General features: G+C 73.5%; 27 protein-coding genes and 1 riboswitch. Of the genes, 23 read left to right on the top strand and 4 right to left on the bottom strand.

The genetic code is table 11. The features are described 5' to 3' along the window. Positions 1-43 precede the first annotated feature (43 nt). The 17 genes from ACGFI2_RS05815 (at position 44) to ACGFI2_RS05735 (ending at position 17,056) form a co-directional block, all read left to right on the top strand. The gene (locus tag ACGFI2_RS05815) at positions 44-2,311 is read left to right on the top strand and encodes an FAD-dependent oxidoreductase (RefSeq protein ID WP_393511235.1); all 2,268 of its coding nucleotides are present in this window, start codon (positions 44-46) and stop codon (positions 2,309-2,311) included. Between the two features lie 5 nt (positions 2,312-2,316). After that, a complete protein-coding gene (locus ACGFI2_RS05810) occupies positions 2,317-2,628 on the top strand; it encodes a putative quinol monooxygenase (RefSeq protein WP_393511232.1) in 312 nt (103 codons plus the stop codon). Continuing rightward, a complete protein-coding gene (locus ACGFI2_RS05805) occupies positions 2,625-3,851 on the top strand; it encodes a cytochrome P450 (RefSeq protein WP_393511229.1) in 1,227 nt (408 codons plus the stop codon). The genes ACGFI2_RS05810 and ACGFI2_RS05805 overlap by 4 nt, the downstream gene beginning before the upstream one ends. Positions 3,852-3,878: 27 nt before the next feature. Continuing rightward, positions 3,879-4,544: a TcmI family type II polyketide cyclase gene (locus ACGFI2_RS05800; protein ID WP_393511226.1), complete on the top strand. Its 666-nt coding sequence runs from the start codon at positions 3,879-3,881 to the stop codon at positions 4,542-4,544. 70 nt (positions 4,545-4,614) lie between these two features. Beyond that, positions 4,615-4,977: a DUF1622 domain-containing protein gene (locus tag ACGFI2_RS05795; RefSeq protein ID WP_393511223.1), complete on the top strand. Its 363-nt coding sequence runs from the start codon at positions 4,615-4,617 to the stop codon at positions 4,975-4,977. Between the two features lie 32 nt (positions 4,978-5,009). Then, a complete protein-coding gene (locus ACGFI2_RS05790) occupies positions 5,010-7,136 on the top strand; it encodes a heavy metal translocating P-type ATPase (RefSeq protein WP_393511220.1) in 2,127 nt (708 codons plus the stop codon). A 110-nt stretch (positions 7,137-7,246) separates the two neighbouring features. Beyond that, positions 7,247-7,525, top strand: coding sequence for a hypothetical protein (locus tag ACGFI2_RS05785; RefSeq protein WP_393511217.1), 279 nt, complete (start codon positions 7,247-7,249; stop codon positions 7,523-7,525). A 94-nt stretch (positions 7,526-7,619) separates the two neighbouring features. Beyond that, the gene (locus tag ACGFI2_RS05780) at positions 7,620-8,597 is read left to right on the top strand and encodes a dehydrogenase (protein ID WP_393511214.1); all 978 of its coding nucleotides are present in this window, start codon (positions 7,620-7,622) and stop codon (positions 8,595-8,597) included. 2 nt (positions 8,598-8,599) lie between these two features. Beyond that, positions 8,600-8,998 carry a 6-pyruvoyl tetrahydropterin synthase family protein gene (locus ACGFI2_RS05775; protein ID WP_393511211.1) on the top strand — a complete coding sequence of 133 codons (399 nt, stop codon included), beginning with the start codon at positions 8,600-8,602 and terminating at the stop codon, positions 8,996-8,998. Between the two features lie 4 nt (positions 8,999-9,002). After that, on the top strand, positions 9,003-10,040 hold the full coding sequence (locus ACGFI2_RS05770) for a glycosyltransferase family 4 protein (protein WP_393511208.1): 1,038 nt from the start codon (positions 9,003-9,005) through the stop codon (positions 10,038-10,040). Beyond that, a complete protein-coding gene (locus ACGFI2_RS05765; RefSeq protein WP_393511205.1) occupies positions 10,037-10,843 on the top strand; it encodes an SAM-dependent methyltransferase in 807 nt (268 codons plus the stop codon). The genes ACGFI2_RS05770 and ACGFI2_RS05765 overlap by 4 nt, the downstream gene beginning before the upstream one ends. Positions 10,844-10,990: 147 nt before the next feature. After that, a complete protein-coding gene (locus ACGFI2_RS05760; RefSeq protein ID WP_393511633.1) occupies positions 10,991-11,965 on the top strand; it encodes a lysylphosphatidylglycerol synthase transmembrane domain-containing protein in 975 nt (324 codons plus the stop codon). 68 nt (positions 11,966-12,033) lie between these two features. Continuing rightward, entirely contained in the window at positions 12,034-12,663 is a 630-nt protein-coding gene (gene ribA, locus ACGFI2_RS05755; protein WP_393511202.1) for a GTP cyclohydrolase II, read from the top strand. Next, positions 12,660-13,349, top strand: coding sequence for a RibD family protein (locus tag ACGFI2_RS05750; protein WP_393511199.1), 690 nt, complete (start codon positions 12,660-12,662; stop codon positions 13,347-13,349). The genes ribA and ACGFI2_RS05750 overlap by 4 nt, the downstream gene beginning before the upstream one ends. A gap of 100 nt (positions 13,350-13,449) precedes the next feature. Continuing rightward, entirely contained in the window at positions 13,450-15,129 is a 1,680-nt protein-coding gene (locus ACGFI2_RS05745) for an extracellular solute-binding protein (RefSeq protein WP_393511196.1), read from the top strand. Further along, positions 15,126-16,139, top strand: a complete 1,014-nt coding sequence (locus ACGFI2_RS05740) for an ABC transporter permease (RefSeq protein WP_393511193.1) — start codon at positions 15,126-15,128, stop codon at positions 16,137-16,139. Before ACGFI2_RS05745 ends, ACGFI2_RS05740 begins: the two co-directional genes overlap by 4 nt. Then, the gene (locus tag ACGFI2_RS05735) at positions 16,136-17,056 is read left to right on the top strand and encodes a carbohydrate ABC transporter permease (protein ID WP_393511190.1); all 921 of its coding nucleotides are present in this window, start codon (positions 16,136-16,138) and stop codon (positions 17,054-17,056) included. The genes ACGFI2_RS05740 and ACGFI2_RS05735 overlap by 4 nt, the downstream gene beginning before the upstream one ends. 8 nt (positions 17,057-17,064) lie before the next feature. On the opposite strand, the gene ACGFI2_RS05730 is transcribed toward ACGFI2_RS05735, so the two are convergent. The 4 genes from ACGFI2_RS05730 to ACGFI2_RS05715 form a co-directional block, all read right to left on the bottom strand. Beyond that, on the bottom strand, positions 17,065-17,808 hold the full coding sequence (locus ACGFI2_RS05730) for an amino acid ABC transporter ATP-binding protein (RefSeq protein ID WP_393511187.1): 744 nt from the start codon (positions 17,806-17,808) through the stop codon (positions 17,065-17,067). After that, positions 17,805-18,581 carry an amino acid ABC transporter permease gene (locus ACGFI2_RS05725; protein WP_393511184.1) on the bottom strand — a complete coding sequence of 259 codons (777 nt, stop codon included), beginning with the start codon at positions 18,579-18,581 and terminating at the stop codon, positions 17,805-17,807. The genes ACGFI2_RS05730 and ACGFI2_RS05725 overlap by 4 nt, the downstream gene beginning before the upstream one ends. Positions 18,582-18,619: 38 nt before the next feature. Then, complete coding sequence (locus ACGFI2_RS05720; RefSeq protein ID WP_393511181.1) at positions 18,620-19,477, bottom strand: ABC transporter substrate-binding protein; 858 nt, start codon at positions 19,475-19,477, stop codon at positions 18,620-18,622. A gap of 246 nt (positions 19,478-19,723) precedes the next feature. Beyond that, a riboswitch (SAM riboswitch) is annotated at positions 19,724-19,834 on the bottom strand. 68 nt (positions 19,835-19,902) lie between these two features. Then, positions 19,903-21,378, bottom strand: a complete 1,476-nt coding sequence (locus ACGFI2_RS05715) for an NAD(P)/FAD-dependent oxidoreductase (protein WP_393511178.1) — start codon at positions 21,376-21,378, stop codon at positions 19,903-19,905. 184 nt (positions 21,379-21,562) lie between these two features. On the opposite strand from ACGFI2_RS05715, the gene ACGFI2_RS05710 reads away from it, so the two are divergent. The 6 genes from ACGFI2_RS05710 (at position 21,563) to ACGFI2_RS05685 (ending at position 26,590) form a co-directional block, all read left to right on the top strand. Next, entirely contained in the window at positions 21,563-22,804 is a 1,242-nt protein-coding gene (locus ACGFI2_RS05710) for a hypothetical protein (protein ID WP_393511175.1), read from the top strand. Positions 22,805-22,850: 46 nt separating this feature from the next. After that, positions 22,851-23,153: a hypothetical protein gene (locus tag ACGFI2_RS05705; RefSeq protein WP_393511172.1), complete on the top strand. Its 303-nt coding sequence runs from the start codon at positions 22,851-22,853 to the stop codon at positions 23,151-23,153. After that, on the top strand, positions 23,150-23,605 hold the full coding sequence (locus ACGFI2_RS05700) for a DUF4383 domain-containing protein (protein WP_393511169.1): 456 nt from the start codon (positions 23,150-23,152) through the stop codon (positions 23,603-23,605). The genes ACGFI2_RS05705 and ACGFI2_RS05700 overlap by 4 nt, the downstream gene beginning before the upstream one ends. A gap of 101 nt (positions 23,606-23,706) precedes the next feature. Beyond that, positions 23,707-24,279 (top strand): PadR family transcriptional regulator, encoded by a 573-nt coding sequence (locus ACGFI2_RS05695; protein WP_393511166.1) that lies wholly within the window; start codon positions 23,707-23,709, stop codon positions 24,277-24,279. Further along, positions 24,276-25,997 carry an acyl-CoA dehydrogenase family protein gene (locus ACGFI2_RS05690; RefSeq protein WP_393511163.1) on the top strand — a complete coding sequence of 574 codons (1,722 nt, stop codon included), beginning with the start codon at positions 24,276-24,278 and terminating at the stop codon, positions 25,995-25,997. The genes ACGFI2_RS05695 and ACGFI2_RS05690 overlap by 4 nt, the downstream gene beginning before the upstream one ends. A gap of 50 nt (positions 25,998-26,047) precedes the next feature. Beyond that, positions 26,048-26,590 (top strand): GNAT family N-acetyltransferase, encoded by a 543-nt coding sequence (locus ACGFI2_RS05685; RefSeq protein WP_393511160.1) that lies wholly within the window; start codon positions 26,048-26,050, stop codon positions 26,588-26,590. The last annotated feature ends 4 nt before the right edge of the window (positions 26,591-26,594 follow it).

Below are 26,594 nucleotides of genomic sequence, written 5' to 3'. Positions count from 1 at the left end.
GCACGAGGACGGCTCGGCGTGAGGGGGCGACATGATCAGGACGATGCTCCGGCTGCGTGCGCGTCCGGGATGCGAGCCCGCGGTGGGACCGGCCTGGGAGATGATCGCCGGGCAGCTCAGCGCGCTGCCCGGCGGGCTGCGGCACGAGCTGCTGCGCGACGCGCTGGACCCGTACGGGTTCGTCGCCGTCACCGAGTGGACCGACGAGGCGGCGCTGCGCGCGTACCGGGACGGGCCGGTGGCGGCACGCCTGGCCGACCTGCTCCGGTCCCTGACCGACCCGGCCGACCCGCCCGACTACCCGCCCATGCGGGAGGACGGCGACGGCGACGGCCCGGTCTACGTGGACGTGGAGCTGACCGTGCCGCGGGACCGGCTCGCCGAGTTCCACCGGGGCTACCCCGAGGTGGTGCGGCGGATGGCGGCGATACCCGGCTACCGGCGCGAGCAGTTGCTCCGCGAACCCGGCTCCGACACGCACCACATCTTCGCGGAGTGGGACAGCGCCGCGCCGTTCCTCGCCTGGATCGCCGACCCGGCGCACGCCTCGGCGCAGGCCGGGCCGATCGCGCCGTTCCTTCTCGACATCCGCCGCCGCCTGTTCCACGTCGTGCCCGGCGGGGACGGCCGGCGACTCCACACCACCGGCAGGGAGGCCGACGTGCAGAGGACAACGGACGTACTGGTCGTCGGGGCGGGCCCCACCGGGCTGACCGCCGCCGTCGAGCTGGCCCGGCGCGGCATCGACTGCCGGGTGATCGACAAGCGGGCGACCCCGGCCGGGCAGGCGGACAAGGCGATCGGCGTGCACTGCCGCACCATGGAGATCTGGGAGGAGCAGGGCGTCGTCCGGGAGGCGATGGACGCCGGCATCTGGCTCACCGGCAACATGGTCTTCGTCAACGGCGAGCAGACCCACCGGATGAGCTGGGACCTGCCCGGCCTGCCCTACGCCCACCTCGGCCTGCCCCAGTACGAGACCGAACGCATCCTCACCGCCCGGCTGGCCACGCTCGGGGTGCGCCCGCGGCTCGGGGCCGAGCTGGTCGACTTCACCCAGGACGCGGACGGCGTGACCGCCACCGTGCGCACCGCCGACGGCGCCACCGAGACGGTACGGGCGGCGTACCTGGTCGGCTGCGACGGCGCGCACAGCCGGGTCCGGGACCGGCTCGGCCTCACCTTCACCGGCGGGCTGGGCCGCTTCCCGCAGCTGTTCATGCTCGTCGACGTGGACGTGGACTGGGCCATGCCCGACGGGCACCTGCTGCGCTTCCTGCACACCACCGACGGGCAGATGGACGGGATGCTGGTCTGCGTGCCGCTGCGCGGCGAGCACCGGTACCGGATCGCGACGCTGGCGCCACCCCGGTTCTTCGCCCGGACCGGCGGGCAGGACGCCCCGCCCGGGTTCAGCGAGGAACTCGGCGAGCCGACCCTCGACGACGTGCAGGCCGCCCTCGACCGCCTCGCCCCGCCCGGCACCCGGGCGACGAACCTGCGCTGGTCGTCGGTGTTCCGGATCAGCCACGGCATCGTCGACCGCTACCGTCACGGCCGGGTCTTCGTCGCCGGCGACGCCGCCCACCTGCACCCGCCGGCCGGCGGCCAGGGCATGAACACCGGCATCCAGGACGCCTGGAACCTGGCCTGGAAGCTGGCCCTGGCGGTACGCGGGCGGGCCGCCCCCGGTCTGCTGGACAGCTACGAGGCCGAGCGGCGCCCGGAGGGCGAGGAGATCGTCGGTCGCGCGGTGCGGATGGCCGGCACCGAGGAGCTGGACCGGGCCGACCTGGAACGACAGTTCCTCCAGGAGATGTCCCTGCTGCTCAGCTACGCCGGCAGCCCGCTGGTCGGTGAGACCGTCGCCGACCCGGCCGCGCTCGGTGACGCACCCCGTCCCGGCGACCGCGCGCCGGACGTCGAGGGTCTGCGCCGGCGCGGCGTCGGGCATCCGCTGCGGCTGCGGGACCTGACCCGGGGCACCCGGCACACGCTGCTGCTCTACGCCGACGCCACGGCCGGCGCGGCGGAGCTGGCCGGGTTCGCCGACCTCTGCGCCGACGCCCGGCGGCAGGCCGGCGGGGAACTCGACGCGTACCTGCTGCTCGACCCGGACGTCGCCGAGCCACGCCTGGCCGACCCGCCGGTGCTGCGCGACGGCGACCGCGGATTCCGCGCCGGGTACGGCCTGGCCGGCACCGGGCTCTACCTGATCCGCCCGGACGGGCACGTCGGGTTCCGCGGCGCCCCGGTCGACGCCGACGCGCTGCGCAAGCACCTGCACCTGGTCTTCGGCGGCGCGCGGTGAACCGGGTGCGCACGGTCCTGACGATGCGTACCCGGCAGGGGTGCGAGCAGCGTTTCGAGGCGGAGTGGCGCGCCGCCGCCGAGGAGATCCGCACCCTGGACGGCTGCCTGCACCAGGACCTGGTCCGCGACGCCGACGACCCGCGCAGCTATCTGGTCATCAGCGACTGGGCGGACCGGGAACGGCTGGACGCCTTCGGTCGCAGCGCGCACCGGGACCGGCTGCTGCGGGTGATCCGGGAGCTGCGCGAGTCCGCCGAACGACACACCTACCAGGTGCTGCACAGTGTGACCGGCGAGCCGGGGGAGGCCCGATGACCGACGACGTGGTGCCGGCGAGCGAGCTGTACACGGACGCGTTCGCGGCCGATCCCTATCCCACCCTCGCCCGGCTGCGCGCGCAGCGGCCGGTCTGCCCGGTGGGCTCGCCGCGGTTCGACTCGTGGCTGATCACCCGCCTCGACGACGCGCGCACGGCGCTGACCGACCCGCGGCTGTCCAAGGACCTCTACGGGCCGGACCAGCACTACCTGCGGATCTTCGGCCCGAACTCGGAGGGCCTGAACCGCAACATGCTCAACTCCGACCCGCCCGAGCACACCCGACTGCGTCGGGTCGTGTCGCAGGCGTTCGCGCCGCGCCGGATCGAGGCGCTGCGTCCCCGGGTGGCCGCGATCGTCGACCGTCTCATCGACAAGATCGTTCCGCAGGGGGAGGCGGACCTGATGCGGGACTTCGCCATCCCGCTGCCGATGACGGTCATCTGCGAGCTGCTCGGCGTGCCGCCGGCCGACCACGACCAGGTGCTCGACTGGACCCAGGTGATCCGCACCTCCGGCTCGACCAGCCGACCCCCGGCCGAGGAGCGGGCGGCGGTGCAGGAGGCCCAGTTGCGGCTGCACCACTACCTGGCCGACCTGGTCCGGGCCAAGCGGGACGACCCGGCCGACGACATCATCGGCGCGCTGGTGGACGCGGTCGACCGGGACCGGACGCTGTCCGAGGCGGAGTTGGTCACCACCACGTTCCTGCTGCTGTTCGCCGGGCACCAGACCACCGCCGACTTCCTCGGCAACGCGGTGCTGGCCCTGCTCACCCATCCGGAGCAGTTGGAGCTGCTGCGGACCACGCCGCGCCTGCTGCCGACGGCGATCGAGGAGCTGCTGCGGTTCGACGGCCCGCTGCCGGTGGCCAGCCCGCGCATCGCCACCGAGGACGTCGACTACCAGGGGGTACGCATCCCGCGCGGCGCGATCGTCGGGGTGGCGATCAACGCGGCGAACCACGACCCCGCCCACTTCGCCGACCCCGACCGGCTCGACCTGCGCCGGGTCCGGGGTCCGCACCTCGGCTTCGGCCACGGCGTGCACTACTGCCTGGGCGTCTCGCTGGCCCGGATGGAGGCGCTGCTCGCGCTCTCCGCGTTGCTGCGCCGGCTGCCCGGGCTCCGGCTCGCCGTCCCGCTCGCCGAGGTGCGCCGGCTGCCCGCCGCCTCGCCCTTCCGCGGCCTGCTGGAACTGCCGGTCACCTTCACCCTCTAGCCCGTCCACCCAGCCAAGGAGCACGTCATGGTCTTCCGGAACGTGATCGTCTGCCACATGGTCCCCGGCAGCGACGAGATCGTCGGCAACGTCTTCGGTCACTACGACCGGGCCACCCGACCCCAGGACCTCGGGGTCGTCGGCCGGTACCTGCTGTCGCACCATGACCTCTACCTGCACGTGATCGAGCGGGAGCAGGACCCGAGGATCTCCGGGCAGACCCGCGGGCTGCCCGCCTTTCAGAAGATCGCCGAGGAGATCGGCCCGTACGTGACGCCGTACCCGCGCTACTGGAAGAACCCGTCGGACTCGGTGGCCAAGGAGTTCTACCACTGGGCGCCGGAGGGCAAGCCGTCCGAGGACACCACGCTCACCGTGATCGTGGGGCGGATCAAGCCGGGCGCCGAGCCGGACGTGGCCCGGGTGTTCGGCGAGTCCGACGCCGGTTCGCTCCCGACCGACCTGGGCGTCACCGGACGCTGGCTCTACTCGATCGACGACGTCTACGTGCACCTGCTGGAGCAGGAGTCGTCGGCCGCCGAGGCCACCCGGGACCAGCACGCCGAGAAGCCGGCCTTCGGCAAGGTGATGCAGGACCTCGGCCCGTACGTCGAGCCGTACCGGCCGGACCTCTGCCGCGGGCCGCAGGACCAGGTGGCCACCGTCTTCTACCGCTGGCGCGCGCAGGACTGAGCCCGCGCCGAAACCACTCCCCGTCGCACCCCCGTACGCCAGGCTGAACCCGAGGCGTACGGGGGTGTCGGTGCCGACGAAGCAGATCATCCAGCACGTCGGGGCGTTGCTGGACGTGGCCGGGGTACTGGTCATCGCGGTGGGTGTCGCGGTCGCCACGGTGGTGTACGCGGTGCGTTGCGGCCGGACCCGGCAGGTGGTGGCGCACTACCGGGCGTACCGGCAGGGGGTGGGCCGGGCCATCCTGCTCGGCCTGGAGTTCCTGGTCGGCGGCGACATCATCCGGACGGTCGCGGTGTCGCCCACGTTCACCAGCGTGGGCGTGCTGGCGTTGATCGTGCTGGTCCGGACGTTCCTCAGCTTCTCCCTCGAGGTGGAACTGGACGGCCGCTGGCCCTGGCAGGGCAAGCCAGCCGGTACCCCTGGGGGGTAAGGGTATAGGCTGGCGACCGGAGGTGACGCCCGATGGACCACGCACACCACGCCGGACATCACGCCGGGCACGACCCGGAGCAGTTCCGCCGCCGGTTCTGGCTGAGCCTGGCGCTGACCGTGCCGATCGTGCTCACCAGCCACATGGTGATGGAGTGGTTCGGCTACACGCTCGACGTCCCGGGCGTGCGCTGGGGCGGGCCGGTGCTCGGCACGGTCGTCTTCGCGTACGGCGGCTGGCCGTTCCTGGCCGGCGGGCTGCGCGAGCTGCGCGACCGCGCCCCCGGGATGATGCTGCTGATCTCGATGGCGATCGTGGTCGCCTACCTCGCCTCCGCCGCCACCAGCCTCGGCGCGTTCGACCTGGACTTCTGGTGGGAGCTGGCCGCGCTGGTCACCATCATGCTGCTCGGCCACTGGCAGGAGATGCGCGCGGTCGGCCAGGCGCGCGGCGCGCTCGGCGCGCTGGCCGCCCTGCTGCCCGACGACGCCGAGCGCCTCGACGACGCCGGGCGGCCGCAGCCGGTCCCGGTGGCCGAACTCCGGGTGGGTGACCTGGTGCTGGTCCGCTCCGGCGGCCGGGTGCCGGCCGACGGGCGGATCGTCGAGGGCGCGGCCGAACTGGACGAGTCGATGATCACCGGGGAGTCCCGGCCGGTGTCACGCGCCGCCGGCGACCGGGTGGTCGCCGGCACCGTCGCCACCGACTCCGCCCTGCGGGTACGCGTCGAGGCCGTCGGCGCGGACACCGCGCTGGCCGGCATCGGGCGGCTGGTCGCCGAGGCGCAGTCCTCCGGCGGGCGCGCGCAGGCGCTCGCCGACCGGTTCGCGGCGCTGCTGTTCTACCTGGCGGCGTCCGCCGGCCTGGCCACGTTCGTGGTCTGGCTCCTGCTCGGCGACACCGACCAGGCCGTGGTGCGCACCGTGACCGTGCTGGTGATCGCCTGCCCGCACGCCCTGGGCCTGGCCATCCCGCTGGTGGTGGCGCTCTCCACGGCGCTCTCCGCCCGGGCCGGCATCCTGGTGAAGGACCGGCTCGCGCTGGAGCGGATGCGCACCGTCGACACGGTCCTGTTCGACAAGACCGGCACCCTCACCAGCGGGCGGCACGCGGTCACCGGCGTGGCCGCCACCGGCGGGCTCGCCGACGAGACGGCGCTGCGCCTGGCCGCCGCCGTGGAGGCCGACAGCGAGCACCCGCTCGCCCGCGCGCTGGTCGCCGCCGCCGACGCGGGTCCGAGCGAGGCCGACGCCGACCCGACGCGGTCGACCCGGCCGGCCGACGCCGACCCGACCCGGCCGACCGACGCCGACGCCGACGCGACGGCGCGCGGCGCGGGCCCGACGCGTCCCACCGCGCACGGCTTCCGTTCGCTGACCGGCCGGGGCGTGCGGGCCACCGTGGACGGCGTCGACTGGGCGGTGGGCGGGCCGGCCCTGCTGCGTGAGCTGCAGGCCGTGGTCCCGGACGAGCTGGCCCGGGCCGCCGAGGACTGGTCCCGCCGGGGCGCCGCGGTGCTGCACCTGATCCGGCTGCGGGACGAGCGCGGCACCGAGGTGACGGCCGCGTTCGCGCTGGAGGACCAGGTCCGCCCCGAGGCCCGGTCCGCCGTCGTCGAGCTGCGTGAGCTGGGCGTACGCAAGATCGTGATGATTACCGGCGACGCCCGCCCGGTCGCCGAGGCGGTCGCCGCCGACCTCGGTTTCCGGCCCGGCGTCGACGAGGTCTTCGCCGAGGTGCTCCCGGCCGACAAGGACAAGGCGGTGGCCGAGCTGCAGGCGCGCGGGCTCACCGTGGCCATGGTCGGCGACGGCGTCAACGACGCCCCCGCCCTGGCCCGCGCCGACGTCGGGGTGGCCATCGGCGCCGGCACCGACGTGGCGATCGAGTCCGCCGGGGTGGTGCTGGCCGGCTCCGACCCGCGAGGCGTCGGCGGCGTGATCCGGCTGTCCCGGGCGTCGTACCGGAAGATGCGGCAGAACCTGGCCTGGGCGGCCGGCTACAACGTGGTCGCGATCCCGCTGGCCGCCGGCGTGCTCGCGTGGGCCGGCGTCGCGCTCAGCCCGGCCCTCGGCGCGGTGCTGATGTCCGCCTCCACGATCGTGGTGGCGCTCAACGCCCAGTTGCTGCGCCGGGTCCGGCTCGTCCCGGCCGGCTGACCCGCCAGACGTGAGATGTATTGCTGGCCGACACATGTCCGCAGGTGGGAGGTTTGATCTCGACTCACCGGGTCACTGATACCGGGAGTGACGACGGAAGGGGAACACCGGTGCCCGAGACGAACCGGACCAGGTCCAGTCAGGACGTCGCACTTCCTCGCGGTGTCAGCGACCCGTTGCTGTGGCGCGCCGCCTACGACGTGGCCGCCGCGCACCGTCCGGACGCCGCCGGCAGGTGTTCCAGCCTGCTCTGTGCCGGCCGCCCGGCGCCCTGCGAGCCGCTGGAGGCCGCGCGTCGGGCGATGCGGCTGGCCGGGGACGCCGGTCGCCGCGCCGAGCACGGGGAGCCGGACGCCCGGGTCGCCGCGCAGCGGCGGCGGGCCGCCTGATCGTCCCGGGTGCCGGGCGGTTCGAACCATGGACGCCCCGCTTCCGTGTTTATGATCGACAACTCGGTCGGAATGCGGGAAATGAGGAGGGTTCGTGACCGTCGACGCCCACGCCTTCTGGCTCCGCGCCCCCGGCGAGGGTGAGATCCGGCCGGTCCGCCTCGACCCACCGGGTCCGGGCGAGGTGCTGGTCCGCACCCGGTTCTCCGGGGTCAGCCGGGGCACCGAGACGCTCGTCCACACCGGCCGGGTCCCCGCCGACCAGTACGCCACCATGCGCGCCCCGTTCCAGGAAGGCGACTTCCCGGCACCGGTCAAGTACGGCTACCTCAACGTCGGCACGGTCGAGGCCGGGCCGGCGGAGCTGCGCGGGCGAACCGTGTTCTGCCTGTACCCGCATCAGAGCGCGTACGTGGTCCCGGCCGACGCCGTGGTGGTCGTACCGGACGGCGTGCCGGCGGAGCGCGCGGTGCTGGCCGGCACCGTGGAGACCGCGGTGAACGCGCTCTGGGACGCCGCGCCGCTGGTCGGCGACCGGGTCACGGTGATCGGCGGCGGGATGGTCGGGTGCGGCGTGACCGCTCTGCTGGCCCGGTTCCCCGGCGTCCGGGTCGAGCTGGTCGACGCCGACCCGGCCCGGGCCGGGGTGGCCGAGGCGCTCGGCGTCGACTTCGCCCTGCCCGCCGACGCGGCCGGCGACCGCGACCTGGTGGTGCACGCCAGCGCCAGCGCCGAAGGGCTGCAACGCGGCCTGGAGCTGCTCCGCCCGGAGGGCACCGTGCTGGAGCTGAGCTGGTACGGCGACCGCCCGGTCACCCTCGCGCTCGGCGGCGCCTTCCACTCCCGACGGCTCGGCATCCGCAGCAGCCAGGTCGGCACCGTCTCGCCCCGGCGCGCCGACCGCGGCTACGCCGACCGGCTCGCCCTCGCCCTGGACCTGCTGGCCGACCCGGCGTTCGACGCGCTGCTCACCGGCCGGTCCCGCTTCACCGACCTGCCCGACGTGCTGGACCGGCTCGCCTCGGGCCGGTTGCCGGCGCTCTGCCATCTCATCACCTACGGCGAGGAGTGATCGTGTTCAGCGTCACCGTCCGGGACCACATGATGGTCGCCCACAGTTTCCGCGGCGAGGTCTTCGGCCCGGCCCAGCGGCTGCACGGCGCGACCTTCGTCGTCGACGCCACGTTCCGCCGGCCGGAGCTGGACGGCGACGGGGTCGTGGTCGACATCGGACTGGCCACCGAGCAGCTCAAGGCCGTGCTCGGCGAACTGACCTACCGCAACCTGGACGACGAGCCGGCCTTCGCCGGGGTGAACACCACCACCGAGGTGCTGGCCCGTACGGTCGCCGACCGGCTCGCCGACGCGGTGCACGCCGGCCGGCTGGGGGAGGGGGCGCGGGGCCTGGCCGGGATCACCGTGACCCTGCACGAGTCGCACGTCGCGTGGGCGAGCTACGAGCGGTCGCTGTGACCGGATGACCGCCGTGCACGTGGTGCTGCCGGGCGACATCGACGACCCGGCGAACCCCAGCGGCGGCAACGCCTACGACCGGCACGTCTGCCGCGGGCTGGCCGCGCTCGGCTGGACGGTGCGGGAGCACCCGGTGCCGGGCGGCTGGCCGCGCCCGGGCCGGCGGGAACACGCCGCGCTGGGCGGGCTGCTCAACGGGCTGCCCGACGGCGCGACCGTGCTGCTCGACGGCCTGGTCGCCTCCACCGTGCCGGACGTGCTCGCCCCGCACGCCGCGCGGCTGCGCCTGGTGGTGCTGGTGCACCTGCCGATCGAGGACGAGGCCGAGCGGCGGGCGCTGGCGGCGGCGACCGGTGTGGTCGCCACCAGCGAGTGGACCCGTCGTCGGCTGCTGGAGCGCTACCCGCTCGCCCCGGACCGGGTCGCGGTCGCCCCGCCCGGGGTCGACCCGGCGCCGCTCGCCCCCGGCACGCCCGGCGGCGGCCGGCTGCTCTGCGTCGCGGCGGTCACCCCGGTCAAGGGCCACGACGTGCTTGCCGCCGCGCTCGCCGAGGTCGCCGACCTGGACTGGACCTGTGACTGGATCGGCCCGCTCGACCGGGACCCGGCGTTCGTGGACCGGGTGCGCCGGCGACTCACCGGCGCCGGCCTGGCCGCCCGGGTCCGGCTGGCCGGCCCGCGCACCGGCGCTGACCTCGCCGACGCGTACGCCGACGCCGATCTGCTGGTCCTGCCCTCGCGGCGGGAGACGTACGGCATGGTGGTCACCGAGGCCCTGGCCCGGGGCGTGCCGGTGCTGGCCGCCGACACCGGCGGCCTGCCGGCCACGCTCGGGCACGCCCCCGGCGGTGAGCGGCCGGGCCTGCTGGCGCCGCCGGACGACGCGGCCGGGACCGCCGCCGCGCTGCGCCGTTGGCTCACCGAACCCGGCCTGCGGGACCGGCTGCGCCGCGCCGCCCGGCAGCGGCGGGACACCCTCACCGGCTGGCCGGTCACCGTGGACCGGCTGGCAACGGCGTTGAAGGAGGCGACCGCGGCATGACCACCTCACTCCCACCCGGCTTCGCGGACTGGCTGCGGCTGCGCGAGCCGGCCGACGCGGCCGCCCGCTCGGTCGAGCTGGCCGACGCGGTACGCGACCGGCTGCCGGCCGACCGTCCGCTGGTCGTGCACGACCTGGGCAGCGGCACCGGCTCGATGGCCCGCTGGCTCGCCCCCCGGCTGCCCGGCCCGCAGCACTGGGTGCTGCACGAGCGCGACCCGGCGTTGCTGGCGCTGGCCGGCGGCGGGCTCACCGCCGCCGACGGCGCCCCGGTCACGGTGACCACCCGCGGCTCGGACATCACCCGGCTGACCGCCGCCGACCTGGCCGACGCCCACCTGGTCACCGCGTCGGCCCTGCTGGACATGCTCACCGCCGACGAGGTCGACCGGATGGTGGCGGCGTGCGCCGGTCACCCGACGCTGTTCGCGCTCACCGTGTCCGGCCGGGCCGAGTTCACCCCGGCCGATCCGCTCGACCGTGAGCTGGCCGACGCGTTCAACGCCCACCAGCGGCGGACCGTCGGCGGGCGGACCCTGCTCGGGCCGGACGCGGTGGCGGCCACCGTGGCCGCGTTCGGCCGGCACGGCATCGAGGTGGCCGTGCGGCCCACCCCGTGGCGGCTCGGCCCGGAGCAGGCCGCGCTGACCGTCGAGTGGCTGACCGGCTGGGTCGAGGCGGCCGTCGAGGAACGCCCGCATCTGCTCGGCCCCGCCCGGACGTATACCCGGTGGCGACTCGTCGAGGCCGCCGCCGGCCGGGTCGAGGTGGTGCTGCACCACGCCGACCTGCTCGCCGGCTGAACCGTACGGCCCGCCGACACGTGACATGTGGTGGGAACAAGGGAGGACCGCTTGTCACACGTCGCCGTCGCCGTGCCCGTGCCGTCCGGGCCGGCGCCCACCGCCGCGGTGCCGGTCGCGCCGCCCTGGCCGGCGCCGGCCGCCGCGGTGGCGCCGGTCGCCGGGCCTGCGCCGGAGCCGGCGCGAGCTGGCCGGGCCCGGCGCGGCGCGGCATGGATACGCCCGGCCGTCGGGCTGGCCGTGCTCGCGGCGCTGGTCGCCTACGTGGGCGCCGGTCCGTTCCTGGCCGGGCTGCGGCTGATCGACGCGCCGGCGCTCGCCGCCGCCCTGGGCATCGGCGTGATCACCACCGTCTGCTGCGCCTGGCGCTGGTCGCTGGTCGCCGGCGGGCTGGGCGTACGGCTGCCGATGGGGGCCGCCGTGGCGCACTGCTACCGGGCGGTCTTCCTCAACTCCACCCTGCCCGGCGGGGTGCTCGGCGACGTGCACCGCGCGGTGCGGCACGGGCGGGACGCCGGGGACATGGCCCGGGGCGTCCGCGCCGTGGTGTGGGAGCGCACCGCGGGGCAGGTGGTGCAACTGGTCATCGCGGTGGCGGTGCTGGCCGCGTTCCCCTCACCGGTCCGCCGGTACCTGCCGGCGCTGGCCGCCGCCTTCGTGGTGGCCGCCGTGGCGCTGGTGCTGGCCGCCCGCGCGGTGCCCCGCTCCGGCGCGTCCCGCCTCGCCCGGGCGGCCCGCACCGCGATCGCCGACGTCCGCTCCGGGCTGCTGGCCCGCCGGACCTGGGCCGGTGTGGTGTTCGCCTCAGCCGTGGTGTTCGCCGGCCACCTGGCCACCTTCATGGTGGCGGCCCGCACCGCGGGCGCCGACGCCCCGCTGTCCCGCCTGCTGCCGCTCACCCTGCTCGCCCTGCTGGCCATGGCCCTGCCGCTCAACGTGGGCGGCTTCGGACCGCGCGAGGGGGTGGCCGCCTGGGCGTTCGCGGCGGCCGGCCTGACCGCCGCGCAGGGTGTGGCCACCGGCACGGTCTACGGCGCGCTTGTGCTGGTGGCCAGCCTGCCCGGCGCGGTGGTGCTCCTGGTGCGTCGGCTGCCCCGGCCGGAGCCCGGCAACTGTCGGTGATCCCGCATACGGTGAGGGTGCGAGGTGTGCGTCGTCGGGTCAGCCCGGCGACTGGACGGAGGAGAACCATGGACGAAACCCTGCCCACCGCGACGGTCCGGACCCGGGTCACGGTCCCGCTTCGGTTCCCCGACGGATACGTGACCACCGCCCTGGTGCACACCTTCCACGGCCTGGTGGACGGCCGCGAGCACCTGGCGTTCGGCCTGGGTGAGCACGGGAAGGCCGAGCCGCCGCTGGTGCGCCCGCACAGCGAGTGCCTCACCGGCGACGTGTTCGGCAGCCAGCGCTGCGACTGCGGCCCGCAGTTGCGCGAGGCGGTCGAGCGGATCGCCGAGGCCGGCGGCTACCTGCTCTACCTGCGTCAGGAGGGCCGGGGCATCGGTCTGTACGCCAAGCTCGACGCGTACGCGCTGCAGGACGGCGGCCTCGACACCTACGAGGCGAACCTGGCGCTGGGCCGGGGCGCCGACGAGCGGGACTACACCGTGGCCGCGCAGATGCTCGCCGCGCTGGGCGTGGACCGGGTGGCCCTGCTCAGCAACAACCCGGACAAGGCGGCCCAGCTCGAACGGTTGGGCGTCACGGTGGCCGACCGGGTGGTCACCGGCGTGCACCTGTCCCCGGCGAACGCCGACTACCTCGCGGCCAAGGTCAGTCGGGCCGACCACGCCCTCGACCTGCCGTTCGTGCCGTGACCACCCGCCCGTACGTGCTGCTCAGCTGCGCGATGTCGATCGACGGCTACATCGACGACGCGAGCACCGAGCGGCTGCTGCTCTCCAACGACGACGACCTGGACCGGGTGGACGCGACGCGGGCCGGGTGTGACGCGATCATGGTGGGCGCGGCCACGGTCCGCCGCGACGACCCCCGGCTGCTGGTGCGCAGCGAGCGGCGGCGCGCCGAGCGGGTGGCCCGGGGGTTGCCGCCGTCGCCGGTGAAGGTCACGGTCACCGGCAGCGGCGACCTCGATCCGGGGGCCCGGTTCTTCGGCGTCGGTGACGGGCTCAAGCTGGTCTACTGCCCGAGCGGGGTGGTGGAGAAGGCCCGCGAGCAGGTGGGCGCGGTGTCCACCGTGGTCGACGCCGGTGAGTCGGTCACCCCGGAGGCGGTGGTCGCCGACCTGGCCGCGCGGGGGGTCGGCCAGTTGATGGTCGAGGGCGGCGGCACGATGCACCGCCAGTTCCTCACCGCCGGCCTCGCCGACGAGCTGCACCTGGTGGTCGCGCCGTTCTTCGTGGGGGACGGCCGGGCGCCCCGGTTCGTGGGGGAGGGGCGCTTCCCGTGGCACCCGGGCCGTCGGGCCCGGGTGGTCGAGGTGCGCCAGATCGGTGACGTGGTGCTGACCCGCTACGCGCTCTCCGACCGCTGCCGGGCCTGACCGACGCTCCGGTTCGCTCTTGTGCAAGCTCACGGTCGAGATTAGTTTGTTGACCATCCATACGAACACTCCTCCGTGCATCCCTCCGAAAGGGGGACCGATGAGCGTGCACCATCCCGAGCCGGGCTCCTCCCGTCGCCACTTCCTCGGCCTGGTGGGCCTCGGCGTGGCCGCCACCACCGCCGGCCCGCTGCTCGCCGGCTGTTCCGAGAAGCCGGCCGGGTCCGGCGCCGCCCAGCAGCTCGACGCCGTCTCCGGCGTGCTGCCCACCCGCAAGGACCTGCCCGGCGCCGTCAAGCCCGACATCGTCGGCACCCGCCCGGTGCCCGACGGCTACACCAGCTATCCGGCCAGCCTGGTCGACGCGATCACCGACAAGCCCGGCACCAGCGGCAAGCAGGTCACCGCGATGACGCCCGCCTGGGGCCCGGCGCCGCCCGGCATCGCGCAGAGCGCCTACCTCCAGGCGGTCAACGCCGAGCTGGGCACGCCTGTCAACTTCACCATCCAGGACGGCAACACGTACGCCGACAAGCTCAACGCCATGTTCGGCGCCCGCGACGTGCCGGAGCTGGTCTGCGTGCCGGGGTGGGAGGTGGAGAAGATCCCGCGCTTCGCCGAGGCCATCAAGGTGCTCTTCGAGGACCTCACCGACCACCTCAAGGGCGACGCCGCGAACGCGTACCCGATGCTGGCCAGCTTCCCGACCGGCGCCTGGCGCGAGGCGGTGTGGAACGAGCGGCTGATGGCGGTGCCCAACCCCACCGACGGGCCGTTCCCCTGGGCGCTGTTCGCGCGCAAGGATCTGCTCGACGCGCGCGGCCTGGCGCTGCCGACCAACCTCGACGAGCTGCTCACCATGGCCAAGCAGGTCACCGACCCGGCGCGCAAGGTGTGGGCGTTCGACGACGTCTTCGCCATGATCCAGATGTTCCACCGGGTGCCCGGCTCCAACGGCGGGTGGCGGCTGCGCTCCGACGGGACGCCGGAGTTCAAGTACGAGACGCCGGAGTACCGCCGGGCGCTGGAGGTGATGGTCCAGGTCTACAAGGACGGCCTGGTCCACCCGGACATCGTGGCCAGCAAGGGCGCGGACGCCAACCAGCTGTTCGCCAAGAACGGCGCCATCGTGTTCAAGCAGGCCGGCGTCGGCTTCTGGCAGGGCGCCCAGGCCGAGCACCAGAAGACCAACCCGAAGTTGAACATCCAGCCGGTGCCGGTCTTCTCCGCCACCGGCGGCGACCCGCTCGTCTGGGGCGACGACAAGCCGATCTCCTTCACCTTCGTCAAGAAGGGCCTCGGTAAGGACCGCGTCCAGGAGCTGCTGCGGATCATCAACTGGTGCTCCGCGCCGCTGGGCAGCCAGGAGGCCCAGCTCCGCGACTTCGGCGTCGAGGGCAAGCACCACACCAAGTCGCCGAACGGGCCGGTGAAGACCGACCTGGCGTTCAAGGAGATCGCGAACCAGTACTTCTTCATCAGCGGCCGCAACCCCACCGTCGGGCCCTACCCGGACACCCCCCGCTACGTGCCGGACGTGCTGAACTACTCCAACCAGATGGTCAAGTTCCTGGAGAAGGACCCCTGGGACGGGGTCAAGCTGGAGATGCCGGCCGCCTACAAGGCCAACCAGGTGCCCACGGAGGACAAGTTCACCGACGTCCAGCGCGGCCGGCGGCCGCTCAGCGACGTCGACGCCATCGTCGCCGAGTGGAAGGCCAACGGCGGGGAGGAAGCGCGCAAGCTGCTCGCCGACGCGCTGCCCAAGGCGGGTAGGTGAGCGAGCCGGCCGTCGTGGTCGGGCCCGAGCGGGCCCGACCCGACGACCCGGCGCCACCGGCGCGCGCGCCCCGCCGTCGCCGGGTGCCGCTGCGCACCCGGCTGCGCCGCGACTGGCAACTGCTGGCCATGGTGGCGCCCGGCTTCGGAATCCTGCTGGTCTTCAGCTACCTGCCGATCGCCGGCAACGTCATCGCGTTCCAGGACTACAACCCCTACCTGGGCGACAATCCCTGGCAGGCGTTCACGCACAGCAACTGGATCGGCTTCGGCCAGTTCCAGCTCCTCTTCGACGACCCGGCCTTCTGGGACGCGTTCCGCAACACCCTGGCCATCACCGCGTTCCAGCTCGTGTTCTTCTTCCCGCTGCCGATCCTGCTCGCGGTCATGCTGCACAACCTGCTCTCCAGCCGGTTGCGCGGCTTCGTCCAGACCGTCGTCTACCTGCCGCACTTCTTCAGCTGGGTGCTGGTGGTCACCTTCTTCGTCGCCATGCTCGGCGGAGCCGGGCTGCTGGCGCAGACCATGCGCGACGCCGGTATGCAGCCGTGGAACGTGATGACCAACCCGGACACGTTCATCGTCCTGGTCACCGTGGAGGCGGTGTGGAAGGACGTGGGCTGGGGCACCATCGTCTTCCTGGCCGCGTTGTCCACCATCGACCAGAACCTCTATGAGGCGGCCGCCGCGGACGGCGCCGGACGGTGGCGGCGACTCTGGCACATCACCCTGCCCGGCCTGCGCCCGGTGATCGTGCTGCTGCTCATCCTGCGCCTCGGCGACGCGCTCTCGGTCGGCTTCGAGCAGTTCCTGCTGCAACGCGACGCGGTCGGCCGGCAGGCCGCCGAGGTGCTCGACACCTTCGTCTACCACTTCTCCATCGCCACCGGGAACTACGGCTACGGCGCGGCGGCCGGTCTGTTCAAGGCCGTCATCGGTCTCGTGCTGATCCTGGCCGCGAACCGGGTGGCGCACCTGCTCGGCGAACGAGGGATCTACTCGAAGTCATGACCGTGACCATCCGCCGGCCGACCGGCGCCCGCGCCCGCCGACCGGTCTGGGAGGAGCCACCCACCCCGCTCGGCCAGGGACTCAAGGCCCTCCTGCTCACGCTGCTGGTGCTCGGCGTGCTCTTCCCGCTCTGGGTGGTGCTGGTGACCAGCCTCTCCTCACGGCAGACCATCGCCGACGCCGGCGGGCTGGTGGTCGTGCCGAAGGGCATCGACGCCTCGGCCTACCAGACCATCCTCGCCGGCGGCGCGGTCACCCGGGCGTTGTGGATCAGCACGCTGGTCACGGTGTGCGGCACCCTGATCGCGCTGACCGTCACCGTGCTCGCCGCGTACGGGCTGTCCCGGCCGGGCTCGCTGGGGCACCGCTGGCTGCTGGCGTACTTCCTGATCCCGTTCCTGCTCTATCCGCCGCTGGTGCCCCGCTACCTGGTGGTCACCGGGCTGGGCCTGAAGGACACCATCTGGGCGCTGGTCCTGCCGCCGGCGATCAGCGTGTTCAACCTCGTCGTGGTGCGCGGCTTCTTCCAGGGCATCCCGCAGGAGCTGATCGACAGCGCCCGCATCGACGGCGCCGGCGACTTCCGTACCCTGGGTCGGATCGTGCTGCCGCTGTCGCGCGCGGTCATCGCCGTGGTCGGCCTCTTCTACGCGGTCAGCTACTGGAACGTCTGGTTCGACGCGCTGCTGTTCATGGACCGCAACGACATGTACCCGATCCAACGCGTGCTGCAGAGCTACCTGCTGGCCGGGCAGGCGCCGCACACCTCCGGCGGCACCACCGGGGTGAGCATGCCACCGACCGAGGCGATCAAGATGGCGGTGGTGGTGCTGACCGTCGCGCCGATCGTCGCGGTCTACCCGTTCATCCAACGGCACTTCATCAAGGGGGTGCTGATCGGCGCGGTGAAGGGCTGACCCGCCGCTCAGAGCACCTGGGACAGGAACCGCCGCAGCCGGGGGTGCTCCGGCGCGTCGAACACGGCGGCCGGCGGTCCGGCCTCCAGCACCACGCCCCCGTCCATGAACGCGACGGTGTCCGCGACGGTGCGGGCGAAGCCCATCTCGTGGGTGACCACCACCATGGTCATGCCGGCGGCGGCGAGGTCCGCCAGCACCGCGAGCACGCCCTTGACCAGCTCCGGGTCCAGCGCCGAGGTGGCCTCGTCGAAGAGCATCACCTGCGGGCGCAGCGCGAGCGCCCGGGCGATGGCGACGCGTTGCTGCTGGCCGCCGGAGAGCTGCGCCGGTCGGACGTCGGCCCTGGCGGCCAGCCCGACCAGGTCGAGCTGGGCGCGGGCGAGCGCCACCGCCTCGTCCTCGTCGAGCTTCTTCAGCTTCCGCAGCGCGAGCGTGACGTTGCGCAGCACGCTCAGGTGCGGGAAGAGGTTGAACTGCTGGAACACCATGCCGATCCGCTGCCGCAACGCGTCCGGGTCGTCGCGCAGCACGCTGCGCCCGTCCAGCAGCACGTCGCCCCGGTCCGGCTCGATCAGCCGGTTGATCGTCCGTAGCAGGGTGGACTTGCCGGAGCCGGACGGCCCGATCACGCAGGCGGTGCCGCCCCGGGCCACGTCCAGGTCGGCGCCGCGCAGCACCCGGTGTGCGCCGAAGGCCAGGTGCACGTCGCGGACGGCGAGGCTGACCGAGGTGGCGGTGGTCGTGGTCATCGCGGGTCCCTTCCGGTCGGGGCGACGCCGGCGGGCGTCAGCTCGGGCTCGGGTTCGGGCGGCGCGGCCGGGCGGCCCTGCCGCAGCCGCCGGTCCAGCCAGTTGACGGCGTGCGTCAGCGGCACGGTCAGCAGCAGGTAGAACAGGCCGGCCAGCAGCAGCGCGGACTGGTTGCCGGTGTTCGCCGCGTAGTCCTGGCCGATCCGGAACAGCTCCCGCTGGCTGGCCAGCAGGCCGAGGAAGTAGACCAGGCTGGAGTCCTTGATCAACGCGATGAGCTGGTTGACCCAGGCGGGCAGCACCCGGCGTACGCCCTGCGGGATGATCACCAGGCGCATCGCCTCGCCCCAGGAGAAGCCGAGCGCCCGGGCGCCCTCCAACTGGGCGGCCTCCACGCTCAGGATGCCGGCGCGGAAGATCTCGCCCAGGTAGGCGGCGGCGATCAGCGACAGCGCCAGCACGCCCAGCGGGTAGGGGTTGGGGCCCCACACCCGCATGCCCAGCGGCGCCAGGCCGACGCCGATGAGCAGGATGGTCGCCGCGGCCGGCAGGCCGCGGAACACGTCGGTGTAGACCCGGGCCGGCCACCGCAACCATCGGGTACGCGAGATGCCCGCGACCGCCAGCAGCATGCCCAGCACCGAGCCGAGCAGGGCGGCGGAGACGGCGAGGATCAGCGTGTTGGGCAGCCCGACGGTAAGCATCTCGGGCAGCGCCTCGCGCATCGACTCCCAGTCGAAGAACGTCTCCCAGAGGGTGCTCAGTGGGTCCATGTCCGCTCCGTCCGCCCTGCTCGTGCTCGGTTACCGGCTCAGGAGGCGGCCGACGGCGCCGGCGCCGGGACCGTGCCGCTGCCGGGCTTGAAGTCGGCCGGGACGGGCCGCCCCGGGTAGTACTCCGCCTGCAGGCGGGTCCAGGTGCCGTCGGCGATCACCTCGTCGAGGCCCTTGTTCAGCGCCTCGCGCAGCTTGTCGTTGCCCTTCGCCACCGCGAACGCGGTCGGGGTGGGGCTGAGCTGCTTCGCCGCGACCTTGATCTTGCCGTTGCTGTCGGCGGCGGACTTGTCGCCGATCTCGGCCGGGGCGATCCAGGCGTCGGCGGTGCCGGCCTTGAGCTGGTTGACCGCGCCGTTGTAGTCGGGCACGCGCACCGGGTCGAGGTTCTGCTTGGTGGCGTAGTCGTCCTGCACGGTGCCCTGCACCACCACCACGCGCTTGCCGGCGAGCTGGTCGAAGCCGGTGAGCGGGGAGCCGGCCGGCACGTCCAGGCCGAAGTAGCCGAAGTCGTAGCCGTTGCCGAAGTCCACCGTCTTCTTCCGGGCCTCGGTGATCGTGATCGAGGAGCTGCCCACGTCGAACTTGCCGCTGTCGACCTGGGCGAGCAGGGCGGAGAAGTCGGTGCCGACGAACTCCACCTTCAGGCCGACCTTGCCGGCGACCGCGCGCAGCAGGTCGTTGTCGAAGCCGGTGAACTCGCCGTTCCTCAGATACACGTTCGGCGGGGCGTCGGTGAGCGTGCCGGCCCGGATCACGCCGGGTCGGAGCAGGCCGTACGGGTTGTCGGCCTGGTCGGTGGAGCCACCGCCGCCGCAGGCGGTGAGTGCGGTGGCGGCGAGCACGGCCGCAGCGCCGAGCGCGGCGACGCGGGTCAGGGCGGTACGGATACGCACAGGAACTCTCCAGAGTGGATGGACGCGCGCCGCGCGTGCCGGTGCCGGCGACGCCGGGCACGGCGGAGCCGGGAGGACGGATCGGGGAAGGGGGTGGAGCGTTGGTTCAGCGCGCGTCGCGACAGCGGTCGGTGCACACCCGCATCAGGTCGACGTGGCGGCGCTCGACCAGCATGAGGCGGGCCGGAGTGACGGGCGGTGCGAACATCGGGTCTCCCCTGGTCGGTCGGTGCTGACCTGGGTGCCAGGCCACGCTTGCGCCGACGGCTGCCGGCGCCTGGTCCTCACCCGGAGCACCCCACCGTGGCGGAGGGTTGCCGGCCAGCGAGCCGGGGCTTGACGCTGGCGCTCATGACCTGCCGAAAGGCTAGCAGCACCGGTGCGCGGGTCGTCCAGCGGTTATGACCGGCCTCACGCGCCGGGCCTTACCGTCGCGCGGGCACGACCGGCGCGTCCCGGCCGGTGCCGTGCCGGGACGGGCCGCGGTGCTCGTGGTAGTCCTGCTCGACGTTTACCGTCCAGACGTCGTGGTCCGCGCCGTGCGCGATGTTCTCGGCGGTCAGCATGGCGGTGAGCATGGAGTGGTCCGCGTTGTTGTACCGGTGCATGCCGTTGCGCCCGACCGGGTGCACGTTCGGCGCCTCCCGGGCCAGCCACCCCCGGATCACGTCGACGTTGTGCTGGTACCGCTCGTCGTACACCGGGTACGCCTTGGGCATCCGCACCACGTGGCCCGCCTCGACGCAGCCGGGCCGCACCAGCCCCAGCCGCTCCAGCTCGGCGGTGGCGAACGCGACCAGCCGTTCGTCCGGGGTCCGCCACATCTCGTCGCCCTCGAAGACGAAGTACTCCAGCCCCAGGCAGGTCCGGCCGTCCTTGACCAGGTACGGCGACCAGGAACCGAAGTTCTGGATCCGCCCCACCCGGGCCGCCGGGTCGTGCACGTAGATCCAGTTGTCCGGGAACGAGAACTCCGCCGGCACCACCAGCGCGACGGTGAGGAAGTCCCGGTACCGCAGGTCGTCGGCGGCCGCCCGCACCTCCGGCGGGGCGGCCGGACGCATGGCGTGCACCAGCGCGGAGATCGGCATCGAGGAGATCACGTGCTCGGCCGGTTCGGTGCGTGCACCGCCCCCGTCGACCACCGTCACGGCGGTGGCCCGACGGGCGGCCGGATCCCGGTGCACCTCGCTCACCCAGGTGCCGGTGGCTACCGTGCCGCCGCGCCGGACGACCTCCTCGGTGCAGCGTTCCCACATCATCCCCGGCCCGTGCTTCGGATACTGGAACTCCTCGATCAGGCTGGTCACGTCCGTACGGCCGCGGCCGGGCAGCAGCGCGTTGCGCATCGCGGTCGCCAACGACAGGTTCTTGATCCGCTGGGCGGCCCAGTCGGCCTGCAACCGGTCCGCCGGCATCCCCCAGACCTTCTCCGTGTACGTCTTGAAGAAGATCGAGTAGAGCCGCCAGCCGAAGCGGGCCGACACCCACCCCTCGAAGTGCGACTGGTCCTTCGGCGGTCGCAGCCGGGCCCGGCCGTACGAGCCGAGACAGCGCAGCGCCTCCCACACCCCCAGGTTGCGCAGCGCGTTGCCGGCGTTGAGCGGGTAGTCGTAGAGGGCTCCCCGGTAGTAGATCCGGCTCATCCGAGGTCGGAGCAGGAAGTCCTCGTCGGGCAGGATCTCGTGCCAGAAGTCCTCGACCCGGGAGACCTTGGTGAAGAACCGGTGCCCACCGATGTCGAACCGCCATCCGTCGCGCTCCACCGTGCGGCTGATCCCGCCCACCACGTCGTCGGCCTCGTAGACCCGGACCGGCAGGCCGTGCCGTCGCAACTCGTACGCTGCGGTCAGCCCGGCCGGACCTGCCCCGATGACCACCGTTCCGTCGCCGTCACCCATGCCGTCCGCGCCCCCCGCCAGCCCGCCGATGCGGAACCGCCCTTACCCGTCCTGCCGGCGTCCTCACCTGCCGCGCCGCACCGGCCGGCACATCGGCCCGGTCGGTGTGAACCGGGCCGGAACGGGAAGGCGGGTCGGGTTTCCCGGTCCGGGGGTCGGTCGCGGGGCGACCGGTGGGAGCGCGATGACGGACGAGCGGCGGGCCGGCCCGGCCGACCTCGCCCGGGGGCGACCGCGGGCGGCGGCCCGGCTGGCGGCGGCGGCCCGTCGGGTGCCCGAGCCCTGGGGCTTCGTGCTCGCCGTCTTCGTCGGCGCCAAGCTCGTGCTCAGCCTGGTCGGCGTGCTGGTGCTGGCCGCGTGGGACGGGGTGCCCGGCGCGCCGCCGGCCGCCGAGGCGTTGATGCGCGACCAGCAGGACGCCGTCTCGTCGCACCGCTGGGTCTCGCTCTGGTTCGCCTGGGACTCGTTCCTCTACGATCACCTGGCCCGGTTGCCGCTGGACCGGCCCTGGCCGGACTTCGGGTTCCCGCTGCTCTACCCGTTCCTGGCCCGGCCCTTCGCGCCGCTGCTGGGCGGGCACACCGCCTGGGCGCTGCTGCTGGTCAGCAACGTGGCGCTGGTGTTCCAGCTCCTCTTCGCGTACCGGCTCGGGGCCCGGCTGTTCGGCGGCGACGGCCCGGCCGACGGCCGGCGGGCGGTCCGCTACCTCCTGCTGCTGCCGACGGCGTTCCTGTTCCAGGCGGCCCTGACCGAGTCGCTCTTCCTCTGCCTCGCGCTGGCCGCCTTCTGGTACGCGGAGCGGCGCCGCTGGCTGGTGGTCGGGATCGTCGGCTACTTCCTCGCGATGAGCCGCTCGGTCGGCTTCCTCGTGGTGGTTCCGCTGGCCCTGGTGCTGGTGCGCGAGCACGGCTGGCGCGTGGGACCCCGCGCCTGGCCCCGACTGCTGCGGGAGGGCTGGCCGCTGCTGCTGGTCCCGGCGGGCTGGCTGACGTTCATGGCGTTCTGCCGGTGGCAGGCGGGCGACTGGTTCGCCTACCAGCACACCCAGCAGACCGGCTGGGGCATCCGGCTGCAGAGCCCGTTGACGGTGGCCGGGTCGGCGTTGGCCGGCGGCAACTCCGCCGACGCGCTCCGGGTGTGGCTCGTGGTGGCGGCGCTGGTCGTGGCGGTGGTCGGGCTGCGCCGCCGGGCGGACTGGCCGTACCTGGTCTACACGCTGGTCGTGGTGCTGGTGCCGCTGTCGATGGGGTCGCCGGTCTACAAGAGCCTGCTGCGCTACCTGCTCGCCGCGTTCCCGGTCGCGCTGGTGCTGGCCCGGTGGGCGCGCCGGCCCGGCCTGGACCCCTGGCTCACCGCGGTGCTGGCCCTACTGCAGGGTGCGCTGTTCGCGGTCTGGCTCACCTACTGGACCCACCTGATCATCTGATCGCGCCCGTGCGGCGGGCGGGCCGGACGGGTCGCAGAATGGGAGGATGAGTGAACGCCGGGTGACCCTCGACGACCTCGGCGCCTGGTTGATCAAGGGCAACGCGCAGGCGACGGACCTGACCGGCCGGTTCGCCGCCGACCCGGTTCCGGCAGCCGCAGGCGGCGAACCCGTCGTACCTGACGGTGGCGCAGTTCGCGGCGCTCCTGGGCCACCTGCCCGCTTCCCCGGCATGGCTCGGGGGGCCGGCCGCTCCGACGTTGATCGGATAATTCTGGCTTATCGCCAGTTCAGGCCCGCTCCACCGGGAAACCCGAGAGGATCGCTGGTGGAGGTGGGACAAGCATGACCAACTCATCCAGGGCGGCCCGTAAGGCGCCCCCCGCGTCACCCGTACGACGGGCTGCCCAGGTGGTCGGCATCGTCTTCCTGCTGGTCGGCGTGCTGGGGTTCATCCCCGGCATCACCACGGACTACGACACGATGATGTTCGCCGGGCACCAGTCGGAAGCGAAGCTGCTGGGCGTGTTCCAGGTCTCGGTCCTGCACAACATCGTGCACCTGCTCTTCGGCGTGGCCGGGCTGACGCTGGCCCGCACGGTTTCCGGCGCGCGGGCCTACCTGGTCGGCGGCGGTGCGATCTACCTCGTGCTCTGGCTCTACGGCCTGGTGATCGGCTACGACAGCGGCGCCAACTTCGTACCGCTCAACAACGCCGACAACTGGCTGCACCTGTTCCTCGGCGTCGGCATGATCGCCCTGGGTCTGGCGCTCGCCCGGCGGCCCGCCCACCGCGCCTGACCGTTTCACCCGACGACGCCGCGACCAGGATCGGTCGCGGCGTCGTCGGGCGCGTGCCTCCGGGCTTGCTATGCAACAAAGTGCATAGCAAGATGGCCGGCATGTCGCTGGAGCACGCCATCCTCGTCTCGCTCCTGGAGCAACCCGCCTCCGGCTACGAGCTGGCCCGTCGCTTCGACCGCTCGATCGGCCGCTTCTGGACCGCCACCCACCAGCAGATCTACCGCGTGCTCAAGCAGATGGCCGACGACGACCGGATCTCCGGCGTCCAGGTCGGTCAGGAGAGCCTGCCGGACAAGAAGATCTGGTCGGTCACCCCGGCCGGCCGGGCCGCGCTGGTCGGCTGGCTGCACGCCCCGGTGCGCCCGGAGGCGGTCCGGCACGAACTGGCCGTGAAGATCCGCGGCGCCGCGTTCGACGACGCCGCGGGGCGCGCCACCCTGGTCGCCGAGGTCGAGCGCTACCGCGCCGACCACGAGGCCGTCCTCGCCGGCTACCTGGCCGGCGAGCGCCGCGACTTCCCGCACCCCGACCCACCCGACGCCCGGGCGGCGCTCCAGCACGTCGTGCTGCGCGGCGGCATCGCGTACGAGCGGATGGTGCTGGCCTGGCTGGACGACGTCCTGACCACCCTCCGCGCCCTCGACCCCGACCCGGAAAGGCCCCCCGCGTGAGCGACCCGCTGCTGTTCCACCCGCACCGCTACGACCCCGCCGACCTCGACGACACCTCGCGGCGGCTGCTGCGCGCCACGATCGACTGGTTCGAGACCCGGGGCAAACGCGCCCTGGTCGACAGCTACCACGAGCACCGGTGGTACGCCGACTTCCTCGACTTCGCCGCCCGGGAACGGCTCTTCGCCACGTTCCTCACCCCGTCCGCCGACGGCGGCGACGACAAGGACAAGCGCTGGGACACCGCCCGCAACGCGGCGCTCAGCGAGATCCTCGGCTTCTACGGCCTCGGCTACTGGTACACCTGGCAGGTCACCGTGCTCGGCCTCGGGCCGGTCTGGCAGAGCGGGAACACCGCCGCCCGGGCCCACGCCGCCGAGCTGCTCGACCAGGGGCACGTGATGGCGTTCGGCCTCTCCGAACGGCCGCACGGCGCCGACATCTACGCCACCGACATGCTGCTCACCCCCGACGGCGAGGGCGGCTTCCGGGCCACCGGCGGCAAGTACTACATCGGCAACGGCAACGTCGCCGGGCTGGTCTCGGTGTTCGGCCGGCGCGCCGACGTCGAGGGCCCCGAGGGGTACGTGTTCTTCGCCGCCGACAGCCGGCACCCGGCGTACCGCCTGGTCCGCAACGTGGTCGCCGCCCAGATGTACGTCTCCGAGTTCCGGCTGGAGGAGTACCCGGTGCGGGCGCGGGACGTGCTGCACACCGGCCCGGCCGCGTTCGACGCCGCGCTGAACACCGTCAACGTCGGCAAGTTCAACCTCTGCACCGCCTCCATCGGCATCTGCGAACACGCCATGTACGAGGCGGTCACCCACGCCCACGACCGGGTGCTGTACGGCCGGCGGGTCACCGACTTCCCGCACGTGCGCCGCGAGCTGACCGACGCGTACGCCCGGCTGGTCGCGATGAAGCTGTTCAGCGACCGGGCGGTCGACTACCTCCGCTCGGCCGGCCCGGACGACCGCCGCTACCTGCTGTTCAACCCGATGACCAAGATGAAGGTCACCACCGAGGGCGAGAAGGTGATCGACCTGCTCTGGGACGTCATCGCCGCCAAGGGGTTCGAGTCCGACACCTACTTCGACAAGGCCGCCAAGGACATCCGCGGCCTGCCGAAGCTGGAGGGGACGGTGCACGTCAACCTGGCCCTGATCCTCAAGTTCATGCCGAACTACCTGTTCCGGCCGCAGCCGCACCCGGCGGTGCCGACCCGGCGGGACGCGGCCGACGACGAGTTCCTGTTCCGGCAGGGCCCGGCCCGGGGCCTCGGCGCGATCCGCTTCCACGACTGGCGCGCCGCCTACGACGCACACGCCCGGGTGCCCAACGTGGCCCGGTTCCGGGAACAGGCCGACGGCCTGGTCGCGCTGCTCGCCGCGCACGCGCCGGACGAGACGCAGCAACGCGACCTGGACTTCCTGCTGACCATCGGCCAGCTGTTCGCGCTTGTCGTCTACGGCCAGCTCATCCTGGAACATGCCGAGCTGACCGGCCTCGCCCCGGACCTGCTGGACGAGATCTTCGACCTGCTGGTGCGGGACTTCTCCGGCTACGCCACCGAGCTGCACGGCAAGCCGGCCACCACGGACGAGCAGGCCGCCTGGGCGCTCGCCCACGTCCGGCGCCCGGTCGTCGACGCCGACCGCACGGCCCGGGTGTGGCAGCGGGTGGCCGACCTGGCCGGGGCGTACGAGATGCGGCCGTGACCGACGGAATCGGCGGGCGGGGCGGCGTGCCCGCCCGGTAGGTTGCACGAATGTTCGCGATCGCCCTGACCGACGACGCCGAGCTGCGGCCGTTGCAGCCCTGGCACGCCGACGAGTTCCTCGCCAACCTCGACCGCTGCCGGGAGCACATCGCGCCCTGGGTCGGCGCGTCGTTCGTCGCCACCGACCCCGAGTCGGCTCGCCGGGTCCTCCAGGCGTACGCCGACCGGTGGGCCCGCGACGACGGTGGGATCTGGGGCATCTGGCAGCGCGGCACGCTCGTCGGGGGAGTGCTGCTGGTGTCGCTGAGCACCGCCCGCGGGGTGTGCGAGGCCGGCTGTTGGCTGGAGGCGGAAGCCCAGGGCCAGGGCCTGGTCACCCGGGCCGCCCGGATCGTCATCGACTGGGCGGTCCGGGAGCGCGGCATCCACCGGGTCGAGTGGGTGACCCGGGCCGGCAACGAGCGCAGCATCGCGGTCGCCCGGCGGCTCGGCATGCGCCGCGACGGGGTGCTCCGGGCCGCCGCGCCGGTGCCCGAGGGCCGGGCCGACACGGAGGTCTGGTCGGTGCTGGCGCCGGAGTGGACGGCCTGAGCGG

The sequence above is a fragment of the Micromonospora sp. NPDC049282 genome (genome assembly GCF_043197045.1).
GTDB lineage: Bacteria > Actinomycetota > Actinomycetes > Mycobacteriales > Micromonosporaceae > Micromonospora.
Note: the sequence above shows the minus strand (reverse complement) of the source record. Positions and strands in the feature narration are given on the sequence as shown.

Coding starts and splice junctions, on each gene's coding strand:
- ACGFI2_RS05815 (WP_393511235.1), top strand. CDS start 44: ATGCTCCGGCTGCGTGCGCGTCCGGGATGCGAGCCCGCGGTGGGACCG.
- ACGFI2_RS05805 (WP_393511229.1), top strand. CDS start 2,625: ATGACCGACGACGTGGTGCCGGCGAGCGAGCTGTACACGGACGCGTTC.
- ACGFI2_RS05800 (WP_393511226.1), top strand. CDS start 3,879: ATGGTCTTCCGGAACGTGATCGTCTGCCACATGGTCCCCGGCAGCGAC.
- ACGFI2_RS05790 (WP_393511220.1), top strand. CDS start 5,010: ATGGACCACGCACACCACGCCGGACATCACGCCGGGCACGACCCGGAG.
- ACGFI2_RS05770 (WP_393511208.1), top strand. CDS start 9,003: ATGACCGCCGTGCACGTGGTGCTGCCGGGCGACATCGACGACCCGGCG.
- ACGFI2_RS05765 (WP_393511205.1), top strand. CDS start 10,037: ATGACCACCTCACTCCCACCCGGCTTCGCGGACTGGCTGCGGCTGCGC.
- ribA (WP_393511202.1), top strand. CDS start 12,034: ATGGACGAAACCCTGCCCACCGCGACGGTCCGGACCCGGGTCACGGTC.
- ACGFI2_RS05745 (WP_393511196.1), top strand. CDS start 13,450: ATGAGCGTGCACCATCCCGAGCCGGGCTCCTCCCGTCGCCACTTCCTC.
- ACGFI2_RS05735 (WP_393511190.1), top strand. CDS start 16,136: ATGACCGTGACCATCCGCCGGCCGACCGGCGCCCGCGCCCGCCGACCG.
- ACGFI2_RS05730 (WP_393511187.1), bottom strand. CDS start 17,808: ATGACCACGACCACCGCCACCTCGGTCAGCCTCGCCGTCCGCGACGTG.
- ACGFI2_RS05725 (WP_393511184.1), bottom strand. CDS start 18,581: ATGGACCCACTGAGCACCCTCTGGGAGACGTTCTTCGACTGGGAGTCG.
- ACGFI2_RS05715 (WP_393511178.1), bottom strand. CDS start 21,378: ATGGGTGACGGCGACGGAACGGTGGTCATCGGGGCAGGTCCGGCCGGG.
- ACGFI2_RS05710 (WP_393511175.1), top strand. CDS start 21,563: ATGACGGACGAGCGGCGGGCCGGCCCGGCCGACCTCGCCCGGGGGCGA.
- ACGFI2_RS05705 (WP_393511172.1), top strand. CDS start 22,851: ATGAGTGAACGCCGGGTGACCCTCGACGACCTCGGCGCCTGGTTGATC.
- ACGFI2_RS05700 (WP_393511169.1), top strand. CDS start 23,150: ATGACCAACTCATCCAGGGCGGCCCGTAAGGCGCCCCCCGCGTCACCC.
- ACGFI2_RS05695 (WP_393511166.1), top strand. CDS start 23,707: ATGTCGCTGGAGCACGCCATCCTCGTCTCGCTCCTGGAGCAACCCGCC.
- ACGFI2_RS05685 (WP_393511160.1), top strand. CDS start 26,048: ATGTTCGCGATCGCCCTGACCGACGACGCCGAGCTGCGGCCGTTGCAG.